Here is a 24,932-nt window from a genome sequence, read left to right on the forward strand (position 1 = left end):
GGGCGGGTGGTGTGCCGCCCGGCCCCGGACGGGGGTCAGGTCAGCCGGCGATGCAGGTGCTGTTGGAACAGGCGGACTGGCAGGTGGAACCGCAGCCGTCGTCCGTGTCCTTCAGCAGCGCACCGAGCACCGGGGCTGCGGTGACCGTCTCGATGTCCAGGTCGAAGTCGTCGTCGGAGTAGTCCGTCCCCGCCTTGAGGACGGTGACCTTCTGCTGTGCCATGTGATTCCTCCGAAAGGGTGGGTTGGTCGGATGTGCTGTGCAGCCTGACCGCCGGCCCGATGGGCTACGGCCAGGTGATCGCGACCCGCGTGTGACGCCGCTCGATGCGGCGCCCCGCGGGAATCCGGTCGTCCGGCGTGCCCGCCGGGTAGACCTCGATGCGGGCCTGGTCGCCGCGGTGCTCCCGGTCCCAGGTCCGGACCTCGGCGACCAGGCGCTCGGCGAGCTGCCGTCCCCGCGGGCCGTGCCCGATCGCCCCCAGCTCGTACCGGTCCTCGTCGTCCGTGGCCCGCACGGTGCGGTAGGCGAAGCTGTCGCCGTCGACGAGGGTCGGAATGCCGAGGGGCGAGGCGGAGGCGACCAGTCCGCGCTTGCGGGCGCCGGGCTTCGCCGCCATCAGCGGGAGGTTGTCCAGCGCGGTCGTCAGCCACAGGTCCAGGTGTTCGGCGGACTCCGAGCCGCCGAGGGTCACCGTCGACCACACCGTCTCCGGCGGCATGCCCAGCGCCTCGGTGAGAGCCTCGGTGTCCGGCTCGGGGTGCCCGTCGAGCCGCAGGCCGATCTCTTCCTCCGCGACGTCGTGGAGGACGGCGAGGCGGACACGGTTCTCGCCCACGCCCTGCATCGGCACGAAACCGCACAGTTCGAAACCGTCGCTGACCAGACGGTCGCCGTCACGGACGAAGGCCACCGTGCGGGTCATGCCGCGCATCCGGAGCGGAACGACGAGCCGGCCGCCGTCCCTGAGCTGGTGAATCCACGCGGGCGGGATGTCGGCGGCCTGCACGGTGACGACGATCCGGTCGAACGGTTCGTGGGCGGGGGCGCCGTACTCCGCATCGGCTGTGAGGACGGTGACGTTGCTGTAGCCGGTCGACTTGAGGAAGGTGGTCGCCCGATCCGTCACATCGGCGTCGATGTCCACGGTGACCACGTGGCCTTCCGTTCCGGTCATCTCTGCGAGGTACGCGGCGTTGGGGCCGCCCGAGCCGACCTCCAGCACGCTCATTCCGGGCGCGATCCGGGCCTGCTCGATCTGCATGGCCTGGATGCGCGCTGCCGAGATCGAGCTGATTCCCACCCCGTCGGCGTCCGACTTGGTGACGGCCGCCATCTCCGCGTCGTACACCTTGGACACGTCCACGTCCGGGACCGCCAGGTGCCGGGGAACCGTGCGGAAGGCCGCGACGACCCGCGGGTCCTGTGCGGCACCGGATTCGGCAAGGCTCCGCACCATGGCGTCGCGCAAGGTCTGCTCGCGGAAGGCGTCCTGCCCCATCTCATCGGTCATGCTGGGGACGTTTACCACCGGTTGTCTCCTTTGTGGCGCGAAGCGCCCTATGGCGAACGAGGGTTGTGAAGTGGGCCGGGAGGCCGGGCTCCTGCGCGGACGGCACGCTGGTGGAGTCGCCCTCACCTACGGCGAAATGGGCGGTTGCTCCAGGTCCTCAAGCATGCAGACGACGACCGCAGCACCTGGACGAGTTCGTGCCGCATCGCTGCCTCGTCGCCCACCTCGGCGAACACTTCGGCCACTTCCTCGGTCAGGATGTGCCGCCACGTCACGCACCCGCGGCGAACGGCCCGGTCGTACAGGGCCCGGAGCAGGCACATCACCAGGCGGTACCTTCGCCGGGCGTCCGTCACATGGTGCTGTCTTCTCATGCGGGACCGGAGGGCGGCGCATTCGGCCGTGATGTCGGTGAAAGTGGATTCCATGGGATCTCCCGTCTGAGCAGAGCTGGCGTCAGCGAGCCTGCGTCCCCGCTGCCTCAGCGGTCCTCGAGCTCAAGGTCGTCGGGCTCCAAGTCGTCGGACGTGGAGATACCGACGATGCGGAGGGCAACGCGGATGTCGGACGGGTCCTTTCCGACCTTTCGGCCGATCTCCTCCAGGGTGTAGCCCGTCTGGAAGTACAAGGCGAGTCGTGGCGGAGCGACCTTCGGCTGGACGCACGTCACGCGGTGAAGGGCCTGGTGGTCGGCCGGGCTGAAGCTCTCCATCGCCGTGATGCGGATGGTGATCCGCTGTACGACGTCCAAGTGGGCCTGCAACTCGGGTACGAGGACGTCCAGAAGAGCGGCCGACTTCCTGGACCGGAGAAGAGCCGGCGCGCCAAGCCATTCGTCGAGGACGGAGACGGCGTCGCTCAGTCGGGCACGAAGGCCGACCACGGTGTCCGCGAGCTGCGCGCGATCAGCCGGGCTGGGCAGGGTGGCGTTGGACATGTCAGTCATAGCTGTCTCTTGGTGAGTAGGTTGATCAGGGCACGGGTGGCGGGGGGCGGGAGCGGGGGCCGATCAGGAGTCCGGGCTCGCAGGGGTAGCGCAGGCAGGCGGGCTCGTAGGTGACCTCGACCGTTGCTCCGCTTGCCCGGTGGAGCGCGGCGCCGAGCCGGTCGGCGAGCTCGGGTCCGTCCTCGTCGCCGGTCGTCGGGGTGTTGCCTCTCGCCGTGTTCGGCGACGTGGTCCCGGTGAGGAGGCGCAGGAGGCGGGCACCGTCGGCGGGTGACATTTCCGCCAGGTGGACGGCGCCCCTGTCGGCGGTCAGGTACTCGACGTGGACGCCGGTCCGCAGCAGGGCGGCGCGCAGGTCCTCGGCGAGGCGGATGAGCCGGCCAGTGCCGGTCTCGATGAGGGTGGCGAGGCGGAGGACAGCCGTACGGTCGGCGCTGCCCAGCGTGATCCGGGAGGAGCCGGCGCGAGGCGGTCGGACTTCGACGTTAACCGAGCAGACGGCGAGCGCAACCCGCAGGTGCGTCGCGGCAGCCTGTGGCCCGCAGGACGCCTCAGGGGCTCCGTCCGGACGTCGGGCCAACTCGGAAGCGAGCCCCGCACTGAGTACGCGGGTCCGCTCCGGCTGGTTCATCAGCAAGGTGGCGGCCAGCGCGTCGGCAGTCGCGGCGTCGATGGCGTTGAGCTGCACGGTCTCCGCCCGACGAGCGGCAACCTGCTGGGCACCGTTGGAATACAGCGGCAGACCGGCGACCCGGCCGACGGTAATGAGCTTGCCGAGGCCGCCGAGAAGGGTGTCCTCGAACTTCGTGTGCTCGTCCACGCGGTCGGGCTGAACCACGCCCTGACGTCCAATCATAGAAGTTTCCTGGCTAGGGTTCAGATAGTTGGCAACCGGCTCGCGAAGACGGGCCGGGTTCGCGTCCCGTACTCGGCGACGTCCGAGGACGCCGCGAGCGCGTGGACGAGCACCGTGCCGCGGCCGTTCTCCGGACAAGGCTCGGGCCTGAGGATCTTCGGCCGGCGGGACGATCCCTCGTCCACCGCCGCCGCAACACACCCAACGCCGATCAGCTGGCGACAGACCACCTGACTGCCGACGCCGTGCCGAAGACCGTTCGTCACCAGTTCGGTGATCCGCGACTCGACGTCCCCCACGAGCTTGGACAAGCCCCAGAAAGGGAGTTTTACGGTGCTGAGGCGGCGAAGCCGCTCCACCCAGCGCCCCGGCGCACCACCTTTGAGGACGCCTTTCTCCTCCGCGCTCACTGCGATCCGCACCGAGAAGTCGTCGCAGACGGGCTCGATCACGGACAGAGTGGAGCGGTGGGAGCGGTGACGCTGGCTCCGGTTGGGTGAACCAACCTGGTCATGAGTCCGCCCCGTCACGTCGAGCGCGGAGGAAGCGAGGCAGCTTCAAGGCCGGAGATCGTTGCGCGGCACCGACGGTCACGCTGGCCGGGTGCAGGCCGGCGCTTGCCATCAGGAGGTCCCGGCGACGCTCGCTGTCAATGACGCTCCGGGGTCGCCGACTCACGTGACGGACCCCTGTTCACCGTCAAGGTGCAGGAGGGCCGCCAGCTCGCAGCACAATGCCTCGGCGTCCTCGGCGGTGAGGACCAGCGAGATGTCGGCCGCGAGGATCCGCCTCCCGGTCCGCCACAGCCGGACCGGGACAGCGACACGTCCGGCCTGAGTGAGCCCCGGAGCCCCGGGAGCCCGTTCAACTCGCCAAGGCCGCACAGGCCCACGTAGCTGCAGATGACGTTTGGTCATGTCACGAACCGTAAGAGTACGGTCGCAGAGCGACCCTGAGGAAAAATCAGGGCAGACAAACGGTCAGGGGCCCGCGACCTCTACGCAGCCATGCCGATGTGCTGGGCCACCGATCTCAGATCCTGCCGCCACATGGGCTTTTCCCGCTTGAGTAGGTCCGCGACCGCCTCTCGGACCAGAGGGGAGAACCTCACCTCTTCGGGGGATTGGGCGGTGATGCGTTTGAGCATGTACACCGTGGCGAAGTCGTCACGATGGATGCGATTACAGTTCATGACCTCGATCAGGTACCGAGTACGTCGCTCAAGCGGCAACTCCGGGTTGTCCTCCACGCCGTCGGCCACCCGTAGCGCCTCCGCCGTGTCACCTTCCTCTGCCCGAAGATGCACGGCGTGCATGGCCACGTTCGTCGGCCCGAAGCTGGTGTGCCAGTCGTTCCTGTCCTCACCGAGACGAACCGCTGCCCGCTCCGCGCCGCGGTACAGATCCCACGCCACCGGTCCCTGATTGTCACGTACAGCGGCCACGGCCGCCGACAGATGAAGCGCTCCATACGCGGACAGGTGCTCCGCCGAGGCGTCCTCTCCCGGAGGACAGCTGGCAATGGTCTCCCGCGCCAGGGCAACGCTGTCGGCCACGTCTCCTGTGGAGGTGAGTACGCACGCCAGGTTCCACGTCGCCGCTGCCAAAAGTGCCGGATCTCCGACCTGGTCGGCCAGGGCTACGCCTCGGTCGGCAGCGATACGGGCTTGGACCGGCTCGCCGACCCGGCGCAGCCAGACCTGAGCCATGCCGTACACGGAGATCAACAGCCCCACCGCCTGCCGCTGCTGCTCGCCGTCTTCGGCGTCGCGAACGGCGGCGTAGCCCTGCCGCAGCAGATTCGGAAGCCGGCCGCCGATGTCTGAGTACCGGTCCCGGGTCTGCGTCTCGTAGACACGCCACGCGTCGTTGACGGCGGACTGGAATTCGTCCACGGGCACTGCGCCGACTTCGGACGGCAGCAGCGAGGAGGGCAAGGCGAGCACGCGGCGGATCGCCGGCACGGCCTCGTGCCCGGTCCGCGGCCCCGAAACGGCTCCCGCCAGAACACCTCCGGTCAGATCGGTCAGATCGCGAACGTGCAGCACTCGCGCGAGGTCGATGAGCACAGAAAGACGATCGATCGGCAGGACGCCCTTCTCCACCTTGTAGGCCCAGTTCTCCGACTTGCCGACGAGCTCAGCCATGGCTTTCTGCGAGAGTCCCCGACGCTCCCGGTAGTACCGGATGCGAGCGCCGATACCGAAGTCCTGTTCTACGGTCATGAACTGACGCTCCCTCGCCGTACCGCAGCCGCTGTGACCTTCGCTACTGCCAGGGTACGTCTCCCGCTCGCGCAGGAGGGAGCACTCGACCAGCAGCTACCATCCGTGCTAGGCGTGCCCGCGCTACCACCCCTGCGGTGAGCCACATGTGTACGGAGCCAGCAATGACCTACCGCGGCCTGATCCTCGACTTCGGCGGCGTTCTCACCATCCGGATGCGACTCAACGGAGAAGCCTTCGAGCGCAGCGAGGGCCTGACCCCCGGCGCGTACTTCCACGCGTTGAACGACCACCCGGACGGAGTGGCGGTTTACAAGGCGCTGGAGGTCGGGGAGGCCACCCAGGAGCAGTGGAACCAGGTCATCGGCGGAATCCTCGGCATCGACCCGACCGACCTGATGCGGCGCGCCCTGGCGAACCTCCCCCTGGAGCCGCGCATGGTCGATGCCGCCCGCCGAGCCCGTGCCGCGGGCATCAAAGTGGCGATGCTCTCCAACAGCTTCGGCCTCGCGCCCTTCAACCCGTACAAGGCGTTGGGCATGTGGGACGGGGAGTGGGACGCCATCGTGCTGTCCGAGCAGGTCGGAGTGCGTAAGCCCGATCCCGGCATCTACGCACACACCCTTGACCAGCTCCAGCTGGCCGGCGAGGACTGTGTCTTCGTGGACGACCACGAGGTGAATCTGCCGCCCGCCGTAGCCCTGGGTATCCGCACCATCCACCACACCGATGCCGCCGACACGGTGGCGCAGTTGGACGCACTGCTCGGCTGTGGCGTTCCGGCGAGCTGATCACGCGGCAGTCACGGCGGGCTGCGCTTCGAAGGTGCGGCCGTACCGAGGGTGGGAGATCGGCCAGGTTGCGGCCTCCTCGACGGTGAGCGGCGTCCCTGCCGCCCTGGCGGGGTCCTGGTGGCTGATACATCAGAAGTTGGCTTCCGTCGAAGACTTCCATGAACCACGCCCTGGCGCCCCGCGCCCGGTTCAGCGTGCCGGCGTTTATCGGCAACCACGCTCTTGGCCGGTGTCACCGATTCTGCCCAGGCCGCACCGCGACGCGGCCGCTATTGCGGTAGGCGACGCGCAGCAGTTGGTGCTCGCGGGGGAGTCGATCAGCGAGCACCAGCACGGGCTGGAGCGCGGTGGTCCGACTGCCTTTCCGGCCTCCCGCCCGCCCTGCTCGTACCGGTGGAACAGCCGGCGGGCGACGAAGGCCCGCGCTTCGGCGTCGACACGGCGCTGGAAGCCCGGGACGGCGGCCTGGTGCTCCGTGAGGCGCTCGGCGACGTGCCCGGGGCGGCGGGCTCGGCGAGACGCTGCCACGCCTCCTGGAGGACGGCCGCGACGCGGTACCTCGCGGGTGTCGCGCGGCACCAGCAGAGGAATTTCGTCGGCCACTACTGGACGAACCTGCGAGGGCGGATTCCCCGAACAATCCAAGCTGCCCGCAACGGTGGTCTCGCTGTCGTTGAAAAATCTCTGCGCGAAATCTAAAGAGGGGCATTCCGCTCTTGGTGGATTTGCGGTGTGGTCGTCGTGCCGCATTCGCGATCAAGGGAGATTCCCCTCATGGTGCCCGTCCTCACTGCTGTCGTTCTGCTTTCTCTTCTCGTCATGGCAGGTGGCTCGCTTGCGCTCGTCGAAGAACGGGAACAGGTACGGCCGGGCCGGGGGCGGCACCGACGAGTGACGCGGGGCCGCCACGCTGTGCGGGGAGGTCGGCGATGACGATCAACCGGATTCCGGGCCCTTTTCCGGTCGTGGTGTGGCGGTGGGACAGGGGCGAGTCTGACGCTACCACACAGGCGCGGACTGCTATTCGTGGCGCACTTGAGCAACTCGGCTACGGCGCCGGTGTCATCGATGACGTGATCATCTGCGTTTCGGAGTTCGTCGCCAATGCCGTCGAGCACGCCATGGGGCCGTATGAAATCCGACTGCGTACTTCTGGCGATGAGGTCGTGTGTGAAGTTGAGGACCACGACCCGTCTATCCCGAGGGTTCCGCCTTTCATCGTGGGCGGTTCGCTGTACGAAACCGAGGAGCAGCATCGCGGTGGTGGTCTGGAGGCGTTGACCTCGGTGCTCGCCGAGCGAGGCCGTGGTCTGCCCATCGTGCACGCACTCACGAACGGCGCGTGGGGCTTCAGTGCGACGGAGGCCACGAAGACGGCATGGCTGATCATCCCGGGCGCCCCGGGTGAGTAGATCATCTGAAGCGGATGTCGTCTCATAGCCTCTGTGCAAGAGAGGCTCCGCGAGGAGTCGAAGGTCGAAGAGCGGGTCTCACACTTTCGAGTGATTGGGGCCCGTTCCTCAACTTGGGATGACTTCCCGCTTTGACGTGCCTCGATAGAGACCAGCCCGAGCTGAATTCACCCTGGAATCTGGATTGGCCGCCGCTCCAGTGGGTAAGCCAGCCAAGTCTGATCACATAGAGTGTGTGGATGATCTGAATCGGTGACGGAGAGGTGCGGTGCGGACGGGTCTGCTGGCCAAGAGCGTCTTGGTTGTGGCGATCACGGTGCTGGTGGCATCGGGCTGTTCAAAGGCCTCCTCGGACGGGCGGCCGGTGGCTTCGCCGGTGACTGTGAGCGCATCGGCGATGCCTGGTGCTTCGCGCCCGGGCAATCAGGGGCCTCTCCTGGCCTATAGGGCCATGATGAACGACCTCGTCGTCGTTTCCAGGAACCCGAACGAAAACGACCCTCGGCTGCGGGACCATGCATCCGCAGGCGCCTTGATGTTGCTGCGCTACATAATGGAGGCGGACCGCCAGAAGGATGTCGTCGGTAGAGGAACTCCGGTCGTTGATCCGACCATCGTGAAGAGTGCTGCCACGCAAGCGGTCATCCGGGATTGCATCGATGACACCCAGTGGTTGCTGTACACCAGAGACGGTGAGCTTGAGAACGACGTGCCTGGTGGTCGGCATCGAGTAGACGCGACTCTCGAAGTGCGTGCTGGGGCGTGGCGCGTAGTGCGTCTGTACTTCGACCAGGTGGGAACGTGTTGAAGTTCGCCGCATTTTTCTTGGCGGTGGCCTCGTGTACTACAGTGCTGCTCTTCCCTCTAAGCGCAGCGGCTAATGGCGGAATCACCCCAGGGGCTTCCGTCACCTGCACGCCTGCTGCCTGTGACGTGGAGGCATATCGTGCCGTGGAAACTGCCGGTGGTTCATCGCGCACAACTCCGGAGCCCCATCAGAACGCGAGGGATGTGAGTGGCGGAGGCGCGGTGGGAACTCCGGTCATTCCTTCGGACGGTTTTGAGTATGACTTGGGCGACGGTTTCGGTGTGCTGCCTCGCTTCGACGGTTCGACGGCGACGAAGAAGCCGCATCCGAGCGTTGGCCGCGGGGTGCCGGTCGAGATGGTTGTGGAGCGGGCGGTGAAGCAGTTGAGGTTGCCCGAGCCGGTGATCCGTACGAGTCCGGATTCGGCGGTTGATCAGGTGGTGCGGGTGCCGACGTGGCTGTGGGTTGAGCGATCGGGTTGGCGGCCGGTTTCGACGTCTGTTGCGGTAGAGGGCGTGAGGGTGACGGCGACCGCGCGGCCGGTTCAGACGACGTGGTCGATGGGGGAAGGCGGGGAGGTGGTGTGCCACGGGCCGGGGACGCCGTATTCGGATGCTGTTCCTCCGGATCAGTCGTCGCCGGACTGTGGTTACACCTATCAACGTGCGTCCGCGCCGGACGGAGCTTTCGACGTGGCGGTGCGGGTGGAATGGGACGTCACCTGGCGGGGTGGCGGCAGGGCGGGGGAGGTGCGCGGGCTGGTGACGTCTGCGCGGCAGCAGCTGGTGGTCGACGAGGTGCAAGCCGTTGTGACCGGCTGAACCGTTGGGCGGCTGTTGCCTTCGCGTACACCGGCGGGCAGTAGTCGGAATTCCTGGAGATCTTCTTTTCTGAGAGGCGGGCCGTGGGTACCTCCTTGTCTTCTTCGGCTGATGACCGGGCTCGGCTCCGGGTGCCGGGCGCGAGACGGCCGGGGCCGGATCAGCCGCCGGTCGTTTCCGGTGGCAGGCGGCGCAAGCTGGGTTGGGCATGGGCGGGTGCGGGGGTCGTGGTGGCCTCGGCCGTTGGATTCGCGGTGGTGGCCCAGGAGGTGGGACGGCGCACAGAGGTGCTTGCGGTGGCACACGACGTGCCTCCGGGAGCTGTGCTCAAAGCGGGCGACCTGCGCGTGGTGAAGGTCGCGGCCGACTCGGGCGTGGTACCAGTGTCCAGGCGTAGGAGCGTGTTGGGCCGGTTGGTGCGCACGCCGCTGGTGGCCGGGAGTCTGCTGGCCCCGCACCAGGTGGGGGCGCGTGCCGACTTTCCGCCCATGGGTTTCTCGCAGGTGGCTCTGGCCGTGGAAGCCGGGGGTGCACCGCCCGATCTGTCGATGGGTGAGCGTGTCGCCCTCCTGCCCGGCCCTGCTTCTGAGGGTGCTGGCGTGGAGGTGACCGGTACGGATGCGGTGCCCGATCCGGTGGTGGTGGGGACGGTCACCTCGGTGGAGGCACCTGTGTCGGCGGGTGGTCCGAGGGTGGTGACCGTGCTCGTCGAGACAGGGGCGGCACGAAGGGCGGCTGGATTGGAGAGCCCACGGGTTGTGGTGCTGCCGGCCCAGGGACGGGAGGCTCCGTGAGGCGGCTGGTGGTGGTCGGTTCGGTGTCCGGTGCACCCGGGGTCACGACGTCCGTGTTGGCGTTGGCGGCTGGGTGGCCCGTTCAGGCGGATGACGGCGTGCGGCCGGTGATGGTCGAGGCTGACTGCTGCGGTGGGGATGTGATGATCCGCTTCGGGCTGCCACCGGCACCTTCGCTGCTGGACGTGGCGGCCGCGGCTGGGCAGCCTCATCCGGGATCGCTGCTGGGTGCTGTCCACGAGTTGCCGGTCGGTGTGCGTGTGGTGCCGGCGGTGCCTGGCCGCAGGCCCTGCACCCAGGCAGTTCGACTCCTGGCGGGCGAGGCCGGCAGGCGACTGCTGTTGGGTGAGGAGGCTGACCGGGGCACTGTGCTGCTCGATGTCGGGCGACTCACCGACGAGGTTCAGCCGTTCCTGGACGTCGCGGATCACGCGGTCGTCGTCACCCGTGGCGGTGCGGAGTCGCTGACGCACGTGTCGCAGTACCTTCCCGATTCCCGGCTTCCGGCGGGGCGTTCGACGCTGGCCGTGGTGGGGCCGTGCCCCTTTAAGGGGGACGAAATCGCGGGCGCGTTGCGGATTCCGCGGGTGGTTTTCCTGCCCTGGGACGTGAAGGGCGCGGCGGCGCTGTCGGGGGGCCGTGACGGAAACCGGGGTTCCCGACGGGCACGTAGGCAGCCGCTCGTCATCGCCCTCGGCAGGCTGGCCGGTCAACTGGCTGCCGCCGACCCCGCAGGCGGTGAGCACGAAGCCGTTGGGGACAAGCCGGTTCGCACATCGACTGGGACGCGGGAGAGCGTGCGGTGAGTGAGTTGCTGATGCCGGCAGGCGTGAGGCCGGCGGATGAGGTCGGGCACTGGACCGGGGCGGTGAGGCAACGGGTGGTGTCGCGGCTGACGGCGTATGCGGCCGAACGGGAGGCGGCAGGATTGGCGCCGGAGGACGACCGGGAGCGTCGTCTGACCGTGGAGCGACTGCTGGCCGAGGAACTGGCCGGGCAGCGGCGGGTCGCACTGGCCGGGGGCGGTCAGGTGATGGACGCGGCGGTGGAAGAGCGCGCCGCGCAGGCGATCAGGGACGCCCTGTTCGGTACGGGCGGCTTGGAAGGACTGCTGGCCGACGAGGGCTTGGAGAACATCTGCGTCAACGGTTGTGACGCGGTCTGGGTGAAGGGTGCCGGCGGCAAGTGGCGTCGGGGGGCGCCGGTGGCCGCCTCCGACGAGGAACTGGTGGAGCTCGTCCGGACGCTGGCCGCCCGAACCGGTGCCGAGGAGCGGCGGTTCGACCGCGGTGTGCCGCGGGTGAACCTGCAGCTGCCCGATGGCTCGCGGCTCTTCGCGGTGATGGCGGTCACCGGCCGGGTGTCGCTGACGATCCGGCGTCACCGGTTCCCGGCCGCGTCGATGGCCGACCTGGTGCGGCTGGGCGTGTGCGACCCCGTGCTCGCCGGGTTCTTGACCACGCTGGTCAGGGCGCGCAAGAACGTGGTCATCGGCGGCGGTACCAACGTCGGGAAGACCACCGTGCTCCGGGCCTTCGCCCATCAGATTCCCCCGGAGGAGCGGCTGGTGACGATCGAGGACACCTTCGAGCTCGGTCTGGACACCGATACAGCGGCGCACCCGAACGTGGTGGCCATGCAGGCGCGCGAGCCGAACATCGAAGGGCGTGGCGGCGTCGACCAGGCGGAGCTGGTGCGGTGGGGGTTGCGGATGTCCCCGGACCGGGTGATCGTCGGGGAGATCCGCGGCGCGGAGGTCATCCCGATGTGCAACGCGATGAGCCAGGGAAACGACGGTTCCCTGTCTACCATCCACGCCTCGACCTCGCGAGGGGTGTTCACCAAGTTCGCCGCCTACGCTGCCCAGGCCCCCGAGCGGCTGTCCCTGGAGGCGACGAACCTCATGGTGGCCTCCGCCGTCCACTTCGTCGTTCACCTGGGCTGGGACTCCGGCGGCCGGCGTGTCATCGACTCCGTGCGCGAGGTCCTGGACGCCGAGGGCGCTCACGTCGTGTCCAACGAGGTCTACCGGCCAGGCCGTGACGGCAGGGCCGTTCCGGCCAGCCCGTTGCGTACCGAGACGCTTGAGGAACTGGTCGCCGCCGGACTGGACGTCCGGGCCAGTGCCGAACCGTGGTGGGGAGGGGAGTGATGGCCCACGGATTCGGACCCGGCACCATGACGCTGGCGGCGATCGGCTGCGGGACGGGATTCGGTGTCGGCCTGGTCGTCATCGTCCGCGGGCTCTTGCGACGGGACCCGGACGACCCCGGTGTCGGAGGCCCGGGGCTTGGACACGCTGTGGTGAGGCTGCTGCCGGCCGGATGGACGTCGCGCAGGATGGTGACCGCCGCGGTTGGGGGGTTGGTCGCAGGAGCGGTGACGTCGTGGCCGGTGGCCGGGATTCTCACCGCGGTCGGCGTGCTGACCCTGCCGGGGCTGCTGGGTTCGGATCGGGGTGCGGCCCGGCGGACGGAGCGCCTGGAGGCGCTGGCCACCTGGACGGAGATGCTGCGCGACACCTTGGCGGCGGCGGCCGGGCTGGAGCAGGCGGTACTGGCCACGGCGGGCATCGCTCCCGCGGCATTGAAACACGAACTACAGCATGTGGCACGGGCCTTGAGATCAGGCAGGCCTCTGCCGGGGGTGCTACGGGACTTCGCCCGGAGCGCCGACGATCCGCTGGCCGACGTGGTGGTGGCCGCGCTGGTGATGGCGGCCGAGCAGCAGACGAGCCACCTGTCGCGGCTGCTGGGTGAGTTGGCGGAGGCGGTACGCGAGCAGGTGGCGATGCGGCAGCGCGTCAGTGCCGGCCGCGCCAGCGTGAGGACCGGCATCCGCGTCACGGTGATCGTCACCCTGGGGATGGCGGTGGGCCTGGTGGTCCTCAACCGCCCCTACATGGCGCCGTACGACTCACTGAGCGGGCAGGCCGTCCTCGCGGTGGTCGGAGCGCTGTTCGCGGCGGGGTTCGTCTGCCTCACGGTCATCGGCCGTCTGGACGAACCCGTCCGGCTCCTCGGCCCCGCCGCGCAGCAGGAGGAAGCGGTGGCGGCAGGCAAGGGGGACCTGCGGTGATCGTCATCGTGTTGGGTGCTCTCTTCGGCGGCGGAGCAACGGTCCTGGTCTACGGCCTGTGCCCCCCTCGGCCCGCTCTGGTTGACGTCCTGGCGGCGCTTGACGCACCCACTCCGCCGCGCCAGCCGCGGATTCCGGATCGTGACAACGCCGAGTGGGCGACCCGGCTGGGCAGCCGAGCGGTGCCGCTGATCCGGGCACTCGGCTTCCCGACAGCCGCCCTCCGCCTGGACCTGGCTGCGTGCGGCACGGCCGAGGACGCGCACCTGGCCGGGAAGGCGGTGTGTGCGGCGGCGGGGCTGGTCATGCCCTGGTCGGCCGTCGTGCTGCTGCGTGTGGGCGCGGGGATCACGCTCGGGTGGACGGTGCCGGTCGGCGGCTGCCTCGCCCTGGCCGTCGTGCTGTTCTTCGCACCCGACCTGAGGCTGCGCAAGCAGGCCCAGCGGCGGCGCCGCGAGATGCGGCACACCCTCAGCCTCGTTCTGGACCTCACGGTGATCGCTCTGGCCGGCGGCGCGGGGGTCCAGCAAGCCCTCACCCAGGCGGTCGCCGCTCCTGCGGGCTGGGCCGCCGGAAAACTGCGCCACGCCCTCCACGTAGCGCAGCTCACCCGCACCCCACCCGCCGTTCAGCTGGACAATCTCGGGCGCACACTCGGCGTTGCCGACCTGACCGAACTGGCTGCGGCGCTGAGCCTGGCCGGGAGCGAGGGCGCCAAGATCCGCGACTCACTTGCCGCGAAGGCGCGGGCCATGCGCCGGCGCCGGATCGCGGAGGCCGACGAGGCGGCGCAGGCGGCAACGGAGCAGATGTCCCTGCCGGTGGTGGCGCTGTTCGCCGCGTTCCTGGTGCTGATCGGCTATCCCGCTCTCGACTTCGTCCTGTCCATGAACTGACCCTGAACCGTACGACCGAAGGAGAAGGTGCTTCCTGATGCTCCGCTTCGACCACTTGGCCCTTCTGGTCCGCGTCCACCTGGCCGACGTGCGCTCCCGCGCCCGCCAGGACGCGGGGTACACCACCGAGACCATCGTGATCACCGCCCTGCTGGCGATCCTCGCCATGACCGTGGTCGGCATCATCGTCGCGAAGGTCACGGCCAAGGCGCACGGCATCTCGCTGGGCTGACCGGTGACCGTTCCCACCACCAGGCCGCGCGACGATCGCGGCGCGGCCACGACGCAGCTCGTACTGGTCGTCCCGCTCGTGCTCCTGCTCACATTGCTGGTGGTGCAGTTCGCTCTCGCCTGGCACGCCCGCCACATCGCCCAGTACGCCGCACAGCGGGCCCTTGCCGCGGCTCGCGTCGAGGACGGGACGGCGGGCGACGGCCGGGCACAGGCGTGGCAGAGCATCGACAGCCTCGGTCCCCACATCCTGACCCGCCCGGCCGTGACCGTCGACCGCAACCGCACCGGGACCAGCGTGCGGGTCGAGGGAACCGTCATCACCGTGGTGCCCGGCGTGAACCTGCACGTGGCGGGCACGGCCTCCGGCCCCACCGAACGCCTCACCACTACTCCAGGCGGAAACCGACTGTGACCGCACGCTCCTCCGCACAGCCGCCTGTCGCCGGACCCAGCAACGAGCGGGGCTCGGCCACGGTCGAAGTCGTGGTGCTCACGCCGCTCCTCGTCCTCCTCCTGCTGTTCGTGGTCGCCCTCGGGCGGCTCGCCGACGCCCGCCTGCTGGTTGCCGACGCCGCTCATCAGGCCGCCCGCGCCGCGTCGCTGGCCCGCACCGAACAGGGCGCCCGCGCGCAGGCCCAGCGCGCCGCGGCCCAGGCCATCAAGGACGGCGGAGCGGCGTGCGGCAGGCCCCAGGTCAGCGTGACCACTGACCACCTGGACCCAGGCTCGACGGTGCGGGTGCGGATCAACTGCACCGCCGAACTGGGAGACCTCACCCGTACGGCGATGCCCGGCCACGTCGTCCTGGCCGACACGGCCTACTCGGTCGTCGACTCCTACCGGAGCAGCTCATGAACCCTCCCGCGAGCGCCCACACGGGGTTCACCGCCGGCATCCGGGCCCGCTGCGGTGACGGCGGACAGGCGACAGCATTCTTCGTGGGGGTCTTTCTCGCTCTGTGGCTGTTCGCGGGGATCGTTCTGGACGGCGGCCTCACCCTGGCCGGCAAAACCCGGGCTATGGACGTCGCGCAGGAAGCAGCCCGCACTGGAGCCGAGCAAGTGGACCTCGCCCGCCTGCGGCGCGGCGGCGACGTCCGCTTGCTGAAGCAACAGGCGGCCGAAGCAGCCCGCAGGTACGTCGCCTCCACCGGAGACAGCGGCACAGCGTCCGTCGCAGGCGATGCGGTGACCGTCCAGGTCACCCACCGACAGCGGATGCAGATCCTGCAGCTCGTCGGCGTGCGAGCGTTGACCGTGCACGCCACGGCGACCGCCCACGCCGAGCGCGCACCCGCATCCCTCGCCTCCTCGCCCGGCGGAGGAGGAGAACGGTGACGACCAGCCGTACGCGGACACGTCAGCGCCTGTCCGCTGCCACCACCGCACTCGCCGCCCTGGCACTGACCCTGGCGCTGCTGGTCGGCCTGCCGTGGGTCCTGTGGCAGGCGGCCGGCGTTCCCTGGCCGGACCGTGTTTCGTCGCTCAGTGAACTGGCCGTGCGGCTCACTCAGCCGATGAGCGACCCCTTGCTGATCGAACTGCTCGCCCTGGTGGGATGGGTGTGCTGGGCCGCCTTCGCCTGCACCGTCATCCGCGAAATCACCTGGTACGCCACCCACGTTCCCCAACTGGTCCGAGACCGAGGAGCCCACGACCTCCACCTGGCGTCCACGACGCTCAAGGGGTCCTTGGCCGCGCTGTGCATCGGAACCCTGATCGTCGCCCTGCTGGCGCTGTGGCGCCCGCAGAACGCCGGCGCCCAGCCGTTCGCTCCGATCCAGGAGTCGGGATCGCACCCCACGGTGACCGCGCCCTTCACACCGTCACCCGCAGGCGCACGCCTGAGCACGACACCGCACCCTGCAACCGCCGCGGGGGGAGTGACCCGCGGCTCTCTCCCGGAGTACACGGTGCGAGATGGCGACACGCTGTGGGACATCGCCCGGCAACACCTCGGCGACGGGCTCAAGTGGCCCCGCATCTACGCCCTTAACAAGGATCGCGTCCAAGACGACGGCACGTGCCTCACCGATCCCGAACTGATCAGACCAGGCTGGCGGCTGGCCATCCCCGCCACCCACAGCACACCCACACCCTCTTCACCCCTTCACGACCACGCACATACCCAGCCCGCCCCCGAGACGACTCCAGCACCCATCTCCACCTCGCCGGCCCAGCAAGCGCCCACGAAGGACACACGCGACGGCCACCCGGCCCGCACTGGACCCGCCGACCCTGCCCCCAGTCGTTCCGGGCCACACGACATGGGGGCGACCCAACGCCCCGCCCCCGCGACGATCGGCCTCGGCCAGGCGGGCCTGATCGGCGTCACCCTGGCAGCCGGCCTGCTCGCGGCGCGCCGCTACTGGCACTGGCACCAACGCCGACTCCACGACCCGGAGACGGACACCGACATCCCGGCACTGAGCCCGCTGGTGGAAAAGGCCGCCCAAGCCGCACACGCCGCCACGCAGCACCGAACCCCACCCGACCCCGAGGACCTGGTCGTCCGACGCACCCCACCCCGTCCGCCACTCCCCGTTCACACCGTGAGCATCGGAGTGCGCGACAACACCGAGGTGCCACTCGACGAACTTGCCACTTCCAACGGCTGCGCGTGGACCGGCCCCGGCGCCGAGGGAGCCGCTCGCGCTCTGCTCGTGGGCATCCTCACCGCTGCTGAACGCCAACGTCCCGGGCGACCGAGGGTCACGGCCATCGTTCCCGAAGACCTGGCCGACGCTCTGTTGCCTGGGCTGCCCCCACAGTTCTCCGCCCTCACCCAATGCGCCGACACAACCGAAGCCATCCAGGCAGCCGAGCTGCACCTGCTCGCCCGAGCGCGGGCCCGGCACGAGCACGAGCACGACGCCATGAACCCGTCCCCGGGCCCGAACGAACAACACCCCACCCGGGCAGCGGACCTCGGCACGCTCCTCCTGCTGACCGCACCCCAGTCCGTCCACGCCGGCCAACTCCTCGCCCTCGCCTCCCGCAGCGACCCCGACGCCGTGATCGTCCTCACCCTGAAGACAGCCCTACCCGGCGCGGAACGCTGGCACATCGCCCCGGACGGGGCCACCACCCGCCCAGCCCGACCTGCCCACCCCGTAACGCCCCTACGACTGTTCCACCTCACACCCGACGCCGGACACGAGATGACCGATGTCCTGCTCACTGCCCACGGACGACGGCCGCATCTGCGCGTCCTCCCCATCCCCAGCCCGGCGCCGTCCCCGACCCCTCGACGACCGCAGTCCCAGCCCGAGCCGACGCCAGACGACGAAGCCCCCGACAGCTCCGACCCACCCCTTGCGCCTGAGCCGCCAGCGCCTGCCCGCGGCAAGCCGGTGCGCCTCCACATCTTCGGGCCGATCACCCTCTACGCCCGCGGCAACCCTGACCCCATCGGAACCCAACTACGGCCCGAGGTCCACGAATTCCTCGCCCTCCTCGCCGCCCACCCCGCTGGGCTGCTGGCCTCCGACATCGCCGAAAAGCTCCACCTCGATCCCGCAAGCGATCAGAACGCCCTGAAAAACCTCCGCCGCGCGGTACGTCGAGCACTGCGCGCCGCCACCGGAATCACCGCGCAGGAATTCATCCTCCGCCAGGGAGAATTCCACAAGCTCCACCCCGACCTCGTGGAAACCGACCTCGCTGAATTCACCGCCGCGCTGAATCGAGAATTCCATCCCGCAAACGCCACGTCACACAGCAACTCCCTGGCTGCCGTACAAGAGGCCCTGGACCACTACCGCGGCCCTTTCGCCCAAGGAAGCGACTACCTCTGGGCGGACGCCGTCAGGGAACACCTCGCCGTGAAGGCCACCGACGCTGCCCTACGCCTGGCGCGCGCCGCCGAACGCCCCGACGCGGCATCAGAGCACAGGGAAGCCGTCCTGGCGCTGCTCGAACACCTCGGCGCGGTGCACCCCGACCACGAACGGCTTGCGCAGCACACCATCCGCCTCTGCCAGGCCGCCGGCCGCCACGACGCCGCCCGCCACGCGTACACCCGCCTCGAACGCCACCTCGCCGACCTGGGCCTCGAACCCGAACTGCCCACCAAAGCCCTCATCGCCTCACGAACCGCCGCACCTCGCACTACCAGCACCAGGTGAGCAAAGACGCTGCTCACGTCACGTGAGAGCCACGCTGAAGACGTCCGAGGACCGATTGGCGTCCGCCCCGTCGAATGCGGCGTCGCTCCTGGCGTCGATCGCGGGTACGGGCTTGGAAACGACCCCCTCAGTCTCCCCAAAGGCCCAGGTCAGCCCCTATACGAGCCACCTGTGGGCGAGGGCGACTGTATATCGGTGCAGCAGAACATCCCGATCTACTGAAGGCCGGCGCCGGTCGGCCCTGCGGAACCTCTCGTACGGCCGATCCGTCACTTCCATTTTCATCCTTTTCCCAATATCCATAAGGACTCCCGAGGCAGTCCTGCCTGTCCGCGTCCCGGTCGGCGACGACCTCCCGTGCCTCGGCCGGCCCGGCCTCGGCAAGGCGCGCCGGCGCCCAGGCGAGGGCGAAGGTGGCGCCGTGCCGCAGGTGGAGTGCCGGACGGCGCACGGCGCACGGGGCACGGCGCGCCGTGGCGCGGCCCCATCTGGCCCTGGGAATCGGTCGTCCGGGCCGCCGTCCACGACGCCTTGCGTCGTGGACGGCGCATTCCGTCGGAATTCCGGTCGTGAATTCGCGAGAACTCCAGCAATTCCCAGCCGGATTCAACTTCACTCGTGGCGCAGGTCGAGCTATATTTGAATTGTTCCCGGAAGGCGGGGGAAGTGAATTCCCGCGAAGGGCCTACCCGAAATGAAATGACGGGTGGAGTGCGTCTAAAAGGCGCCTGAATTCAAGAAAGCCCGATCAGTCACTGAAAGGACAGCTGATGACCAGTACCGCCGTGCCCGCATCCCTGCCCACCGCCCCGACCGTGCCCGCCACGGTTGCGCCCCCGCCCGTGCCCGCCGTGCCGCTTCCGGCCGCCCCGGCTGCAGTGTCACCGCCAACCATGGGCGGGAAGGCTCGGCCGGGCCAGTTGCGGGCGCGGGTCGCGCAGGTTCTGGCCGCGAAGCCGACGGAACAGTTCACCGTGACCGACCTGGCCAGGAGGCTGGGGCACTCCGGCGGGGCCGTCGGGAACGCCTGCGAGACCCTGGTGGCCCGGGGGGAGGCCGAACTGGCGGTGACCACGCCCCGCACGTACCGCGCGACCGCTGCCACGGCGGCCGCCGCGCAAGGCGCACCTCCCACCCCGAGCCCTCAACCGGCACCTGCGGCGCCCCGCCCGCCCGCCCCTCAGGGGCCCTCGCCTGCGCCCCAGACCGGGCGGCCCGTGGCGGTAGTACGGCCGAACGGGCAGAGGTATCACCCCAGGGCGCTTGCGAACCTGCCGGACGTGGAAGCACTACGCCGGTTGCGCGAGGCGCAGGTCGCGGTGCTGTTGTACGGCCCGCCCGGCACGGGCAAGACGTCCCTGATCGAGGCGGCGTTCCCCGATCTGATCACGGTCGCGGGTGACGGTGACACCACGGTGGGCGACCTCGTAGGGGAGTACACCCAAGACGAGAACGGCGGTTACACCTTCGTCTACGGCCCGTTGGTCACCGCCATGCAGGAGGGCCGCGCCCTCCTCCTGGACGACGCGACGCTCATCTCCCCGAAAGTGCTGGCCGCCCTGTATCCGGCGATGGACGGCCGCAGGCAGATCCAGGTGAAGGCGCACAAGGGCGAGACGGTCACCGCCGCAGACGGCTTCTACGTCATCGCCGGTCACAATCCCGGTGTGCACGGCGCTGTCCTGACCGAAGCCCTCGCCTCGCGGTTCAGCGTGCAGGTTCAAGTGGGATCCGACTACGACCTCGCGGCCTCGCTGAAGATCAACCGCACGGCGGTACGGATCGCCCGCCACCTGGCGACGGCCCAGTCCGCAGGCGAGGTCGGTTGGGCCCCGCAGCTACGCGAACTGATCGCGTTTCAGAAAGTCTCCGATGTCCTCGGGGTCGATGCCGCCTTTTCCAACCTGATCGGGATCGCGCCGCTGGAAGACCGGGACACCGTGGCCGAGATCGTCCAGAAGGCCCTCGGCCGCCCCGTCACTGCGCTGGCTCTGGGACGCCAACTCTGACCAGGCGGCCCCGCGCGGGGCCGCCATTCCACCGCGAAATCCGAAAGGGCTCGATCCGCCATGTCCGCACACCTGCACAGCCACGTTCGAACCAACCCGCCTGCCTTGTCCGAAGCCGAACAGGCCATCGCCCGCTGGGAGGACGACGGCGGCCCCATCCATCAGCCCACCGGGCCCGACTCGGGTGTCGACCACTGGCTGCGCATCGCCGCCGCCCTCGGCGAGCGCCTGCCGGAACTCGCCGAACGGGAGGACGTGATCGTCACCTGCGGGCATGGCACCCGATCGGGGGCCCCCGCCGCCTTCTACCCCGACCTGGCCAGCCTGGAAATCGACGCTGCCCTGTTCGCCCCATGCAACCCGGCCACCATCGACCCCTCCCGGCCAGGTGACGAGAACAAATACCCCGTCGCATGGGGCGCCTTCACCCACGAGGCCGCCCACGCCGCTCACAGCCGGTGGACGTTCCCTCCAGCGCTGCGGGGGACGGCGGCCGACAGCGCGGCCCAGGTGCTGGAGGAATCCCGCGCCGAACGTGCCCACCTGGACCGACGCCCGGCCGACCGACCGTTCCTGCGGGCGGCGGTGCGCACCCTGGTCCTGGAGGACTTCACCAGCAGCACCTCCAACGACCCTTGGCAGGCTGCCGTTGCCGCCGGGCTGCTCCTCGCGCGCCGCGACGCGGGAATCCTCGACCCGGACGAAACCGAGCCCCTCGAACAGGCCGTCACCGCCATCCTCGGCAAGGACACCCTGGACACCCTCGCCGAGATCTGGTCCGCCGCGCACACCACCGGCGACCAGGACAGCCGGACCATGCTTCGGCACGCCCAAGCCTGGTGCAAAGCCCTCGGGGCAGACCCCACCGAATCCGAACCCACTCCCGACCGCACCGCCACCACCAGCGACTTGGCCAAGGCCGTCGGCAGTGTCATCGGACGCGTACAGGCCCACGAAACCGCCCACGCTGCAGCCGAGGCGCGGGCCGAGGCGACGCGCACCGCCCGCCGACAGGCGAAAGCCGCGCAAGTCGCCCAGGCTCGGCGGGCGGCAGCCACCGCAGAGAAAGTCTTCACCTCCGGTCAGCGCCCCTTCAACCCGCGCGCAGGAATGATCTCCCAAAGGCCATCCCCAGTGGTCGGTACCCGCCAGCCGAGGACCGCCGAGCGGTCAGCGGCCGGACACCTCGCCAAAGCACTGAGGGCCGCCGCCTACCGCGAACGCACCACCACAGAGGTGCCTTCGGCCGCGCCACCCGGACGCCTCAACATGCGCGGGGCCTTGGCCCGCGACGCACAACGCGCCGTAGGTGCCACGCCCACCGCGATGCCGTGGACACGAGCCGTGCACCGCCCGAACCCCACCCCACCCCTACGCGTCGCCATCGCCGTAGACGTCTCCGGCTCCATGGACGCCGCCACCGCGCCCATGGCCTCCGCCGCCTGGATCGTGGCCCAGGCAACCGCCCTCACCGACCCCGACTCCCGCAGCGCGACCGTCACCTACGACCAGTCGATCACCGCGATCACCACACCCGGCCGCGCCCCCCGACAGGTCACCGAGTTCAACGCCACCGGACTCGGCCACAGCCTCGCCGAAGCCGTCGACGCGCTGACGGCCGGAGTCGACCTCCTCGACCCCGGAGCCGGTCGCCTCCTGGTGATCGCCTCCGATGGCTACTACAACCCCGACGAGGCCGACCACGCCGCCGAACGCATCACCGCCCTCCGCGCGGCCGGATGCGCAGTCCTGTGGCTCGCCTTTGCCCCCGACCCGCGCCCACTCCCCGGCGTCACCGTCCTCGAACTCACCGACCCCGCCCAGGCCGCCGCCGCGATCGGCAAGGCCGCCGCCAAGGCCCTCGCCAGCACCAACCCCTGACGAGCCCGGTGCCGCCCCGCCCCGGGGCGGCACCCACCCCGAACACCAACTTCCGCAGGCAGTCCCGTACCCAGCCGATCCGACTGCTCGCCACCAGCCCGCGACCGCAGGCGCACACCCGAGCGCCTGACCCAGATACCACGCGGCCCCCCCACCCGTCTCGTGAAAGGACCGGAACATGTCAGCACCCGATCTCCGCGACCACCGCGCCCTCGTCCACGAAATCCTCGCCCACGCCCAGACCCTGCTAGGTCGTGTCTGACAATGACCAGGTTGTGGCGGCTTTCTCTGCGGAGTGGGCTGGCTGCCTGTGGGAGGATCCAGCATGTGATCAGGCAGGATGGTGTCCGGGTCCGCGAGTTCGTACTCGTGGACGGGTTTCGCCCTGCGGACGTTGCGCGTGTTCATCGCGAAGCGCTTCATGTGCTGCGTTCGAGCATCGACGCAGCCCACATCGACGCCTATAGCGGTGACCTCTGGCCGGTCGAAGTCCTGCACTCGTATGAGCGTGCGCTATCGCTGGCTCGGCAGGATGTCGTGAGCGGTACCCGGTCCAGGCGCTCCGATCCTGGGATGGGGATCGACCTTGATGTCCGAGACGACGGGCACTTCAGGGTGCTGTCGGACTTGGCTCCCTACACAATCCACGCCGAAGGCTGGCGGGACGGCCGGCTGGTCTTCAGCGCCAGCGACTCGGGAACGGCCCTGTGGGTTGAGGTCACGCAGGAACAGGAAGCAGCGCTCCTGTCCCGATTGGGTCAGCTGGGGATCCCATCGGGTGTGCTCGCCGTGCTGCCACCCGCGCGCTAAACGCGTGCCGACGCGGGCTCGCGGAGCCAGAGGATCAGCGAGGCGAGGCGGAGTCCGGCCTGGTAGCGGTCCGCGAGCTTGTCGAAGCGGGTTGCTACCGCGCGGAACTGCTTGAGCCGGTTGAAGCACCTCTCGACGACGTTGCGGTGCTTGTACGCTTCTGCGTCGAAGACGGGAGGCCGGCCGCCTTGGGAGGCCCGACGGAGCCGGTTGGCGACCTGGTCAGAGCGTTCAGGGATCGTAACGGCGATGCCATGACGCCTGCACCAGGCGCGGATCGCCCGGGACGAATAGGCCTTGTCCGCCAGGACCCGGTCCGGGCGGGTGCGTGGCCTTCCCCGCCCGGCGCGCGGGACACGGACGGCGTCCAGTACCGCTTCGAACAGGGTGGAGTCGTTGACGTTGCCGGGCGTGAGCACGAGCGACAGCGGCAGGCCGCGGCCATCAACCGCCAGGTGGACCTTGGTGGTCAGGCCGCCCCGGGACCGGCCGAGGGCCTGCCGTGCCGCCGAGCGTTCCGGATCTTCCAGTTTGTCCCCGTCGGCCTCCCCTTTTTGCGGGCGCCTGCCGCATGTTGATGGGCGCGATTGATCGTGGAGTCCACCGAAACCGTCCACTCCACCGCGCCCACCGCGTCATCACGGACCTGGATGTGCTCCAGCAGCTTCGCCCAGGTACCGTCCGCATCCCAGCGGGCGAACCGCTCATAGACCGTCTGCCACGGCCCATACCGCTCCGGCAGATCACGCCACGGCGCACCCGTCCGCAGTCGCCACAGCACCCCGTTGACCACCTGCCGATGATCCCGCCACGGGCGTCCACACCCGTCCGCGCCCGGAAGCAGCGGCTCTATCCGCTCCCACGCTGTATCCGTCAGCTCGCCTCGACCCGTCACAAGATCATTATCAGACACGGCCTAGAGCAGGCGGGCAACAGCGCCCGAACGTCCATGGCCGAACTCCTGAACGCGGCCACGGAGACCGTCTGCGATCGGCACGCCACCTGGGTCTCGGCCCACCACGTCGCCTGGCTCGAAGCAGAGGCGGCCTCCCACATCATCACGGTAGCCGGATGGCGCCCAGCCGGCCTGACCGACCCGGCCCTGCCCCGTCAGCTGCTGCGCCTCGACGAACAGAACACGGAAGCCCGAAGCCACCTCCTGGCCCTGGCTGTCCAGGACACGGACCCCGACCGTGATGCCACGAAGCACGACATGAGCTTCCCCAAGCAGCGGACCCGCGTTGCCCGGAAGCCCCTTCCGTGCCCGTGCGCCTGCAACGCAGGCGGATTCTGCGGCGGTTGCGGCCACGCCGGCTGCGGGGCAAGGCGCTGAGCGACCTCGAAGTCCGTTCCGGGCCGCCAGCCGAGAGGCTGGCGGCCCCGGCCCGCCGCTGCCCGTGCCGCAACGAGGGTTTTACTACGCCGCTCAACCTGCACCACCCATGGATTCCTCGACCGAATTACCTCGGATGATTAGGTAATACAAAGGGTCCAACGAGTGGAATGCGTTGGGTGAAAGACGTCAATCGCCATCGAAAGGAACAGTCGTGGCCCGCATGCTTGCCAACGCCAAGCCCAACTACCAGGGCCAGCCCTGCCGGTACGCCAGTCGCGGCTGCACCTGCTTTCTCTACCCTGGCGGCAGGGACCGCAAGGTCCACAAACTCCGCAAGCGTTCGGCCCGCCTCGCCGAGAAACGCGAGCTGCGTAGAATGGAATTCTGATCCGG

General features: G+C 69.4%; 28 protein-coding genes. 20 read left to right on the top strand and 8 right to left on the bottom strand.

Annotated elements, in window-relative coordinates; genetic code table 11:
- Positions 1–40 precede the first annotated feature (40 nt).
- The 7 genes from BS72_RS23515 to BS72_RS23550 form a co-directional block, all read right to left on the bottom strand.
- On the bottom strand, positions 41–223 hold the full coding sequence (locus BS72_RS23515) for an FxLD family lanthipeptide (RefSeq protein WP_037913318.1): 183 nt from the start codon (positions 221–223) through the stop codon (positions 41–43).
- Positions 224–287: 64 nt separating this feature from the next.
- On the bottom strand, positions 288–1,514 hold the full coding sequence (gene fxlM / locus BS72_RS23520; protein ID WP_037913320.1) for a methyltransferase, FxLD system: 1,227 nt from the start codon (positions 1,512–1,514) through the stop codon (positions 288–290).
- Positions 1,515–1,636: 122 nt separating this feature from the next.
- Positions 1,637–1,942, bottom strand: coding sequence for a hypothetical protein (locus BS72_RS23525; protein ID WP_037913322.1), 306 nt, complete (start codon positions 1,940–1,942; stop codon positions 1,637–1,639).
- 53 nt (positions 1,943–1,995) lie between these two features.
- Positions 1,996–2,460: a hypothetical protein gene (locus BS72_RS23530; RefSeq protein ID WP_037913325.1), complete on the bottom strand. Its 465-nt coding sequence runs from the start codon at positions 2,458–2,460 to the stop codon at positions 1,996–1,998.
- 25 nt (positions 2,461–2,485) lie between these two features.
- Positions 2,486–3,298, bottom strand: a complete 813-nt coding sequence (locus tag BS72_RS23535) for a hypothetical protein (protein WP_198545942.1) — start codon at positions 3,296–3,298, stop codon at positions 2,486–2,488.
- Positions 3,299–3,336: 38 nt separating this feature from the next.
- Positions 3,337–3,768, bottom strand: a complete 432-nt coding sequence (locus BS72_RS23540) for an ATP-binding protein (protein WP_037913330.1) — start codon at positions 3,766–3,768, stop codon at positions 3,337–3,339.
- Positions 3,769–4,313: 545 nt separating this feature from the next.
- On the bottom strand, positions 4,314–5,540 hold the full coding sequence (locus BS72_RS23550) for a helix-turn-helix domain-containing protein (protein ID WP_037913335.1): 1,227 nt from the start codon (positions 5,538–5,540) through the stop codon (positions 4,314–4,316).
- A gap of 164 nt (positions 5,541–5,704) precedes the next feature.
- On the opposite strand from BS72_RS23550, the gene BS72_RS23555 reads away from it, so the two are divergent.
- The 18 genes from BS72_RS23555 (at position 5,705) to BS72_RS23635 (ending at position 23,203) form a co-directional block, all read left to right on the top strand.
- Positions 5,705–6,331, top strand: coding sequence for an HAD-IA family hydrolase (locus BS72_RS23555; RefSeq protein ID WP_232792516.1), 627 nt, complete (start codon positions 5,705–5,707; stop codon positions 6,329–6,331).
- Positions 6,332–6,727: 396 nt separating this feature from the next.
- Complete coding sequence (locus BS72_RS36720; RefSeq protein WP_157856316.1) at positions 6,728–7,033, top strand: hypothetical protein; 306 nt, start codon at positions 6,728–6,730, stop codon at positions 7,031–7,033.
- 230 nt (positions 7,034–7,263) lie between these two features.
- Complete coding sequence (locus BS72_RS23560) at positions 7,264–7,746, top strand: ATP-binding protein (protein ID WP_078901589.1); 483 nt, start codon at positions 7,264–7,266, stop codon at positions 7,744–7,746.
- Between the two features lie 304 nt (positions 7,747–8,050).
- Positions 8,051–8,554, top strand: coding sequence for a hypothetical protein (locus BS72_RS23565; RefSeq protein WP_157856317.1), 504 nt, complete (start codon positions 8,051–8,053; stop codon positions 8,552–8,554).
- 221 nt (positions 8,555–8,775) lie between these two features.
- On the top strand, positions 8,776–9,375 hold the full coding sequence (locus BS72_RS23570; RefSeq protein WP_232792517.1) for a hypothetical protein: 600 nt from the start codon (positions 8,776–8,778) through the stop codon (positions 9,373–9,375).
- A gap of 296 nt (positions 9,376–9,671) precedes the next feature.
- A complete protein-coding gene (locus BS72_RS23575) occupies positions 9,672–10,169 on the top strand; it encodes an SAF domain-containing protein (RefSeq protein ID WP_322942468.1) in 498 nt (165 codons plus the stop codon).
- Complete coding sequence (locus tag BS72_RS23580; protein WP_051951572.1) at positions 10,166–10,975, top strand: P-loop NTPase family protein; 810 nt, start codon at positions 10,166–10,168, stop codon at positions 10,973–10,975. Before BS72_RS23575 ends, BS72_RS23580 begins: the two co-directional genes overlap by 4 nt.
- Entirely contained in the window at positions 10,972–12,321 is a 1,350-nt protein-coding gene (locus BS72_RS23585; RefSeq protein ID WP_037913341.1) for a CpaF family protein, read from the top strand. The genes BS72_RS23580 and BS72_RS23585 overlap by 4 nt, the downstream gene beginning before the upstream one ends.
- Positions 12,322–12,548: 227 nt before the next feature.
- Positions 12,549–13,247, top strand: a complete 699-nt coding sequence (locus BS72_RS23590) for a type II secretion system F family protein (RefSeq protein WP_232792518.1) — start codon at positions 12,549–12,551, stop codon at positions 13,245–13,247.
- Positions 13,244–14,143: a type II secretion system F family protein gene (locus tag BS72_RS23595; RefSeq protein WP_037913348.1), complete on the top strand. Its 900-nt coding sequence runs from the start codon at positions 13,244–13,246 to the stop codon at positions 14,141–14,143. Before BS72_RS23590 ends, BS72_RS23595 begins: the two co-directional genes overlap by 4 nt.
- A 37-nt stretch (positions 14,144–14,180) precedes the next feature.
- Positions 14,181–14,375 (top strand): hypothetical protein, encoded by a 195-nt coding sequence (locus tag BS72_RS23600; RefSeq protein ID WP_037913351.1) that lies wholly within the window; start codon positions 14,181–14,183, stop codon positions 14,373–14,375.
- Positions 14,376–14,378: 3 nt separating this feature from the next.
- On the top strand, positions 14,379–14,789 hold the full coding sequence (locus tag BS72_RS23605; protein WP_037913354.1) for a TadE/TadG family type IV pilus assembly protein: 411 nt from the start codon (positions 14,379–14,381) through the stop codon (positions 14,787–14,789).
- Complete coding sequence (locus tag BS72_RS23610; protein ID WP_078901590.1) at positions 14,786–15,232, top strand: TadE/TadG family type IV pilus assembly protein; 447 nt, start codon at positions 14,786–14,788, stop codon at positions 15,230–15,232. Before BS72_RS23605 ends, BS72_RS23610 begins: the two co-directional genes overlap by 4 nt.
- Positions 15,229–15,714 (top strand): pilus assembly protein TadG-related protein, encoded by a 486-nt coding sequence (locus tag BS72_RS23615; RefSeq protein ID WP_051951579.1) that lies wholly within the window; start codon positions 15,229–15,231, stop codon positions 15,712–15,714. Before BS72_RS23610 ends, BS72_RS23615 begins: the two co-directional genes overlap by 4 nt.
- Positions 15,711–18,503: a BTAD domain-containing putative transcriptional regulator gene (locus BS72_RS23620; RefSeq protein WP_037913356.1), complete on the top strand. Its 2,793-nt coding sequence runs from the start codon at positions 15,711–15,713 to the stop codon at positions 18,501–18,503. The genes BS72_RS23615 and BS72_RS23620 overlap by 4 nt, the downstream gene beginning before the upstream one ends.
- A gap of 893 nt (positions 18,504–19,396) precedes the next feature.
- Entirely contained in the window at positions 19,397–20,512 is a 1,116-nt protein-coding gene (locus BS72_RS23625; RefSeq protein WP_078901893.1) for an AAA family ATPase, read from the top strand.
- 60 nt (positions 20,513–20,572) lie between these two features.
- Positions 20,573–22,393: a VWA domain-containing protein gene (locus tag BS72_RS23630; protein ID WP_037913358.1), complete on the top strand. Its 1,821-nt coding sequence runs from the start codon at positions 20,573–20,575 to the stop codon at positions 22,391–22,393.
- A 327-nt stretch (positions 22,394–22,720) separates the two neighbouring features.
- On the top strand, positions 22,721–23,203 hold the full coding sequence (locus BS72_RS23635) for a hypothetical protein (protein WP_037913361.1): 483 nt from the start codon (positions 22,721–22,723) through the stop codon (positions 23,201–23,203).
- Here the strand turns inward: BS72_RS23635 and BS72_RS34615 are convergent.
- A protein-coding gene (locus tag BS72_RS34615) for an IS5 family transposase (RefSeq protein WP_107498862.1) occupies positions 23,200–24,098 on the bottom strand; the annotation gives its coding sequence in 2 pieces (ribosomal slippage) (positions 23,200–23,744 and positions 23,744–24,098; 900 coding nt in all). The genes BS72_RS23635 and BS72_RS34615 overlap by 4 nt on opposite strands.
- 54 nt (positions 24,099–24,152) lie before the next feature.
- Between BS72_RS34615 and BS72_RS23645 the strand changes: the two genes are divergently transcribed.
- Together BS72_RS23645 and BS72_RS36725 are read left to right on the top strand one after the other, a co-directional pair.
- Positions 24,153–24,536 carry a hypothetical protein gene (locus BS72_RS23645; protein WP_107498863.1) on the top strand — a complete coding sequence of 128 codons (384 nt, stop codon included), beginning with the start codon at positions 24,153–24,155 and terminating at the stop codon, positions 24,534–24,536.
- A 214-nt stretch (positions 24,537–24,750) separates the two neighbouring features.
- Entirely contained in the window at positions 24,751–24,927 is a 177-nt protein-coding gene (locus tag BS72_RS36725) for a hypothetical protein (RefSeq protein ID WP_157856318.1), read from the top strand.
- The last annotated feature ends 5 nt before the right edge of the window (positions 24,928–24,932 follow it).

Source organism: Actinacidiphila yeochonensis CN732, assembly GCF_000745345.1.
GTDB classification, from domain to species: Bacteria; Actinomycetota; Actinomycetes; order Streptomycetales; family Streptomycetaceae; genus Actinacidiphila; species Actinacidiphila yeochonensis.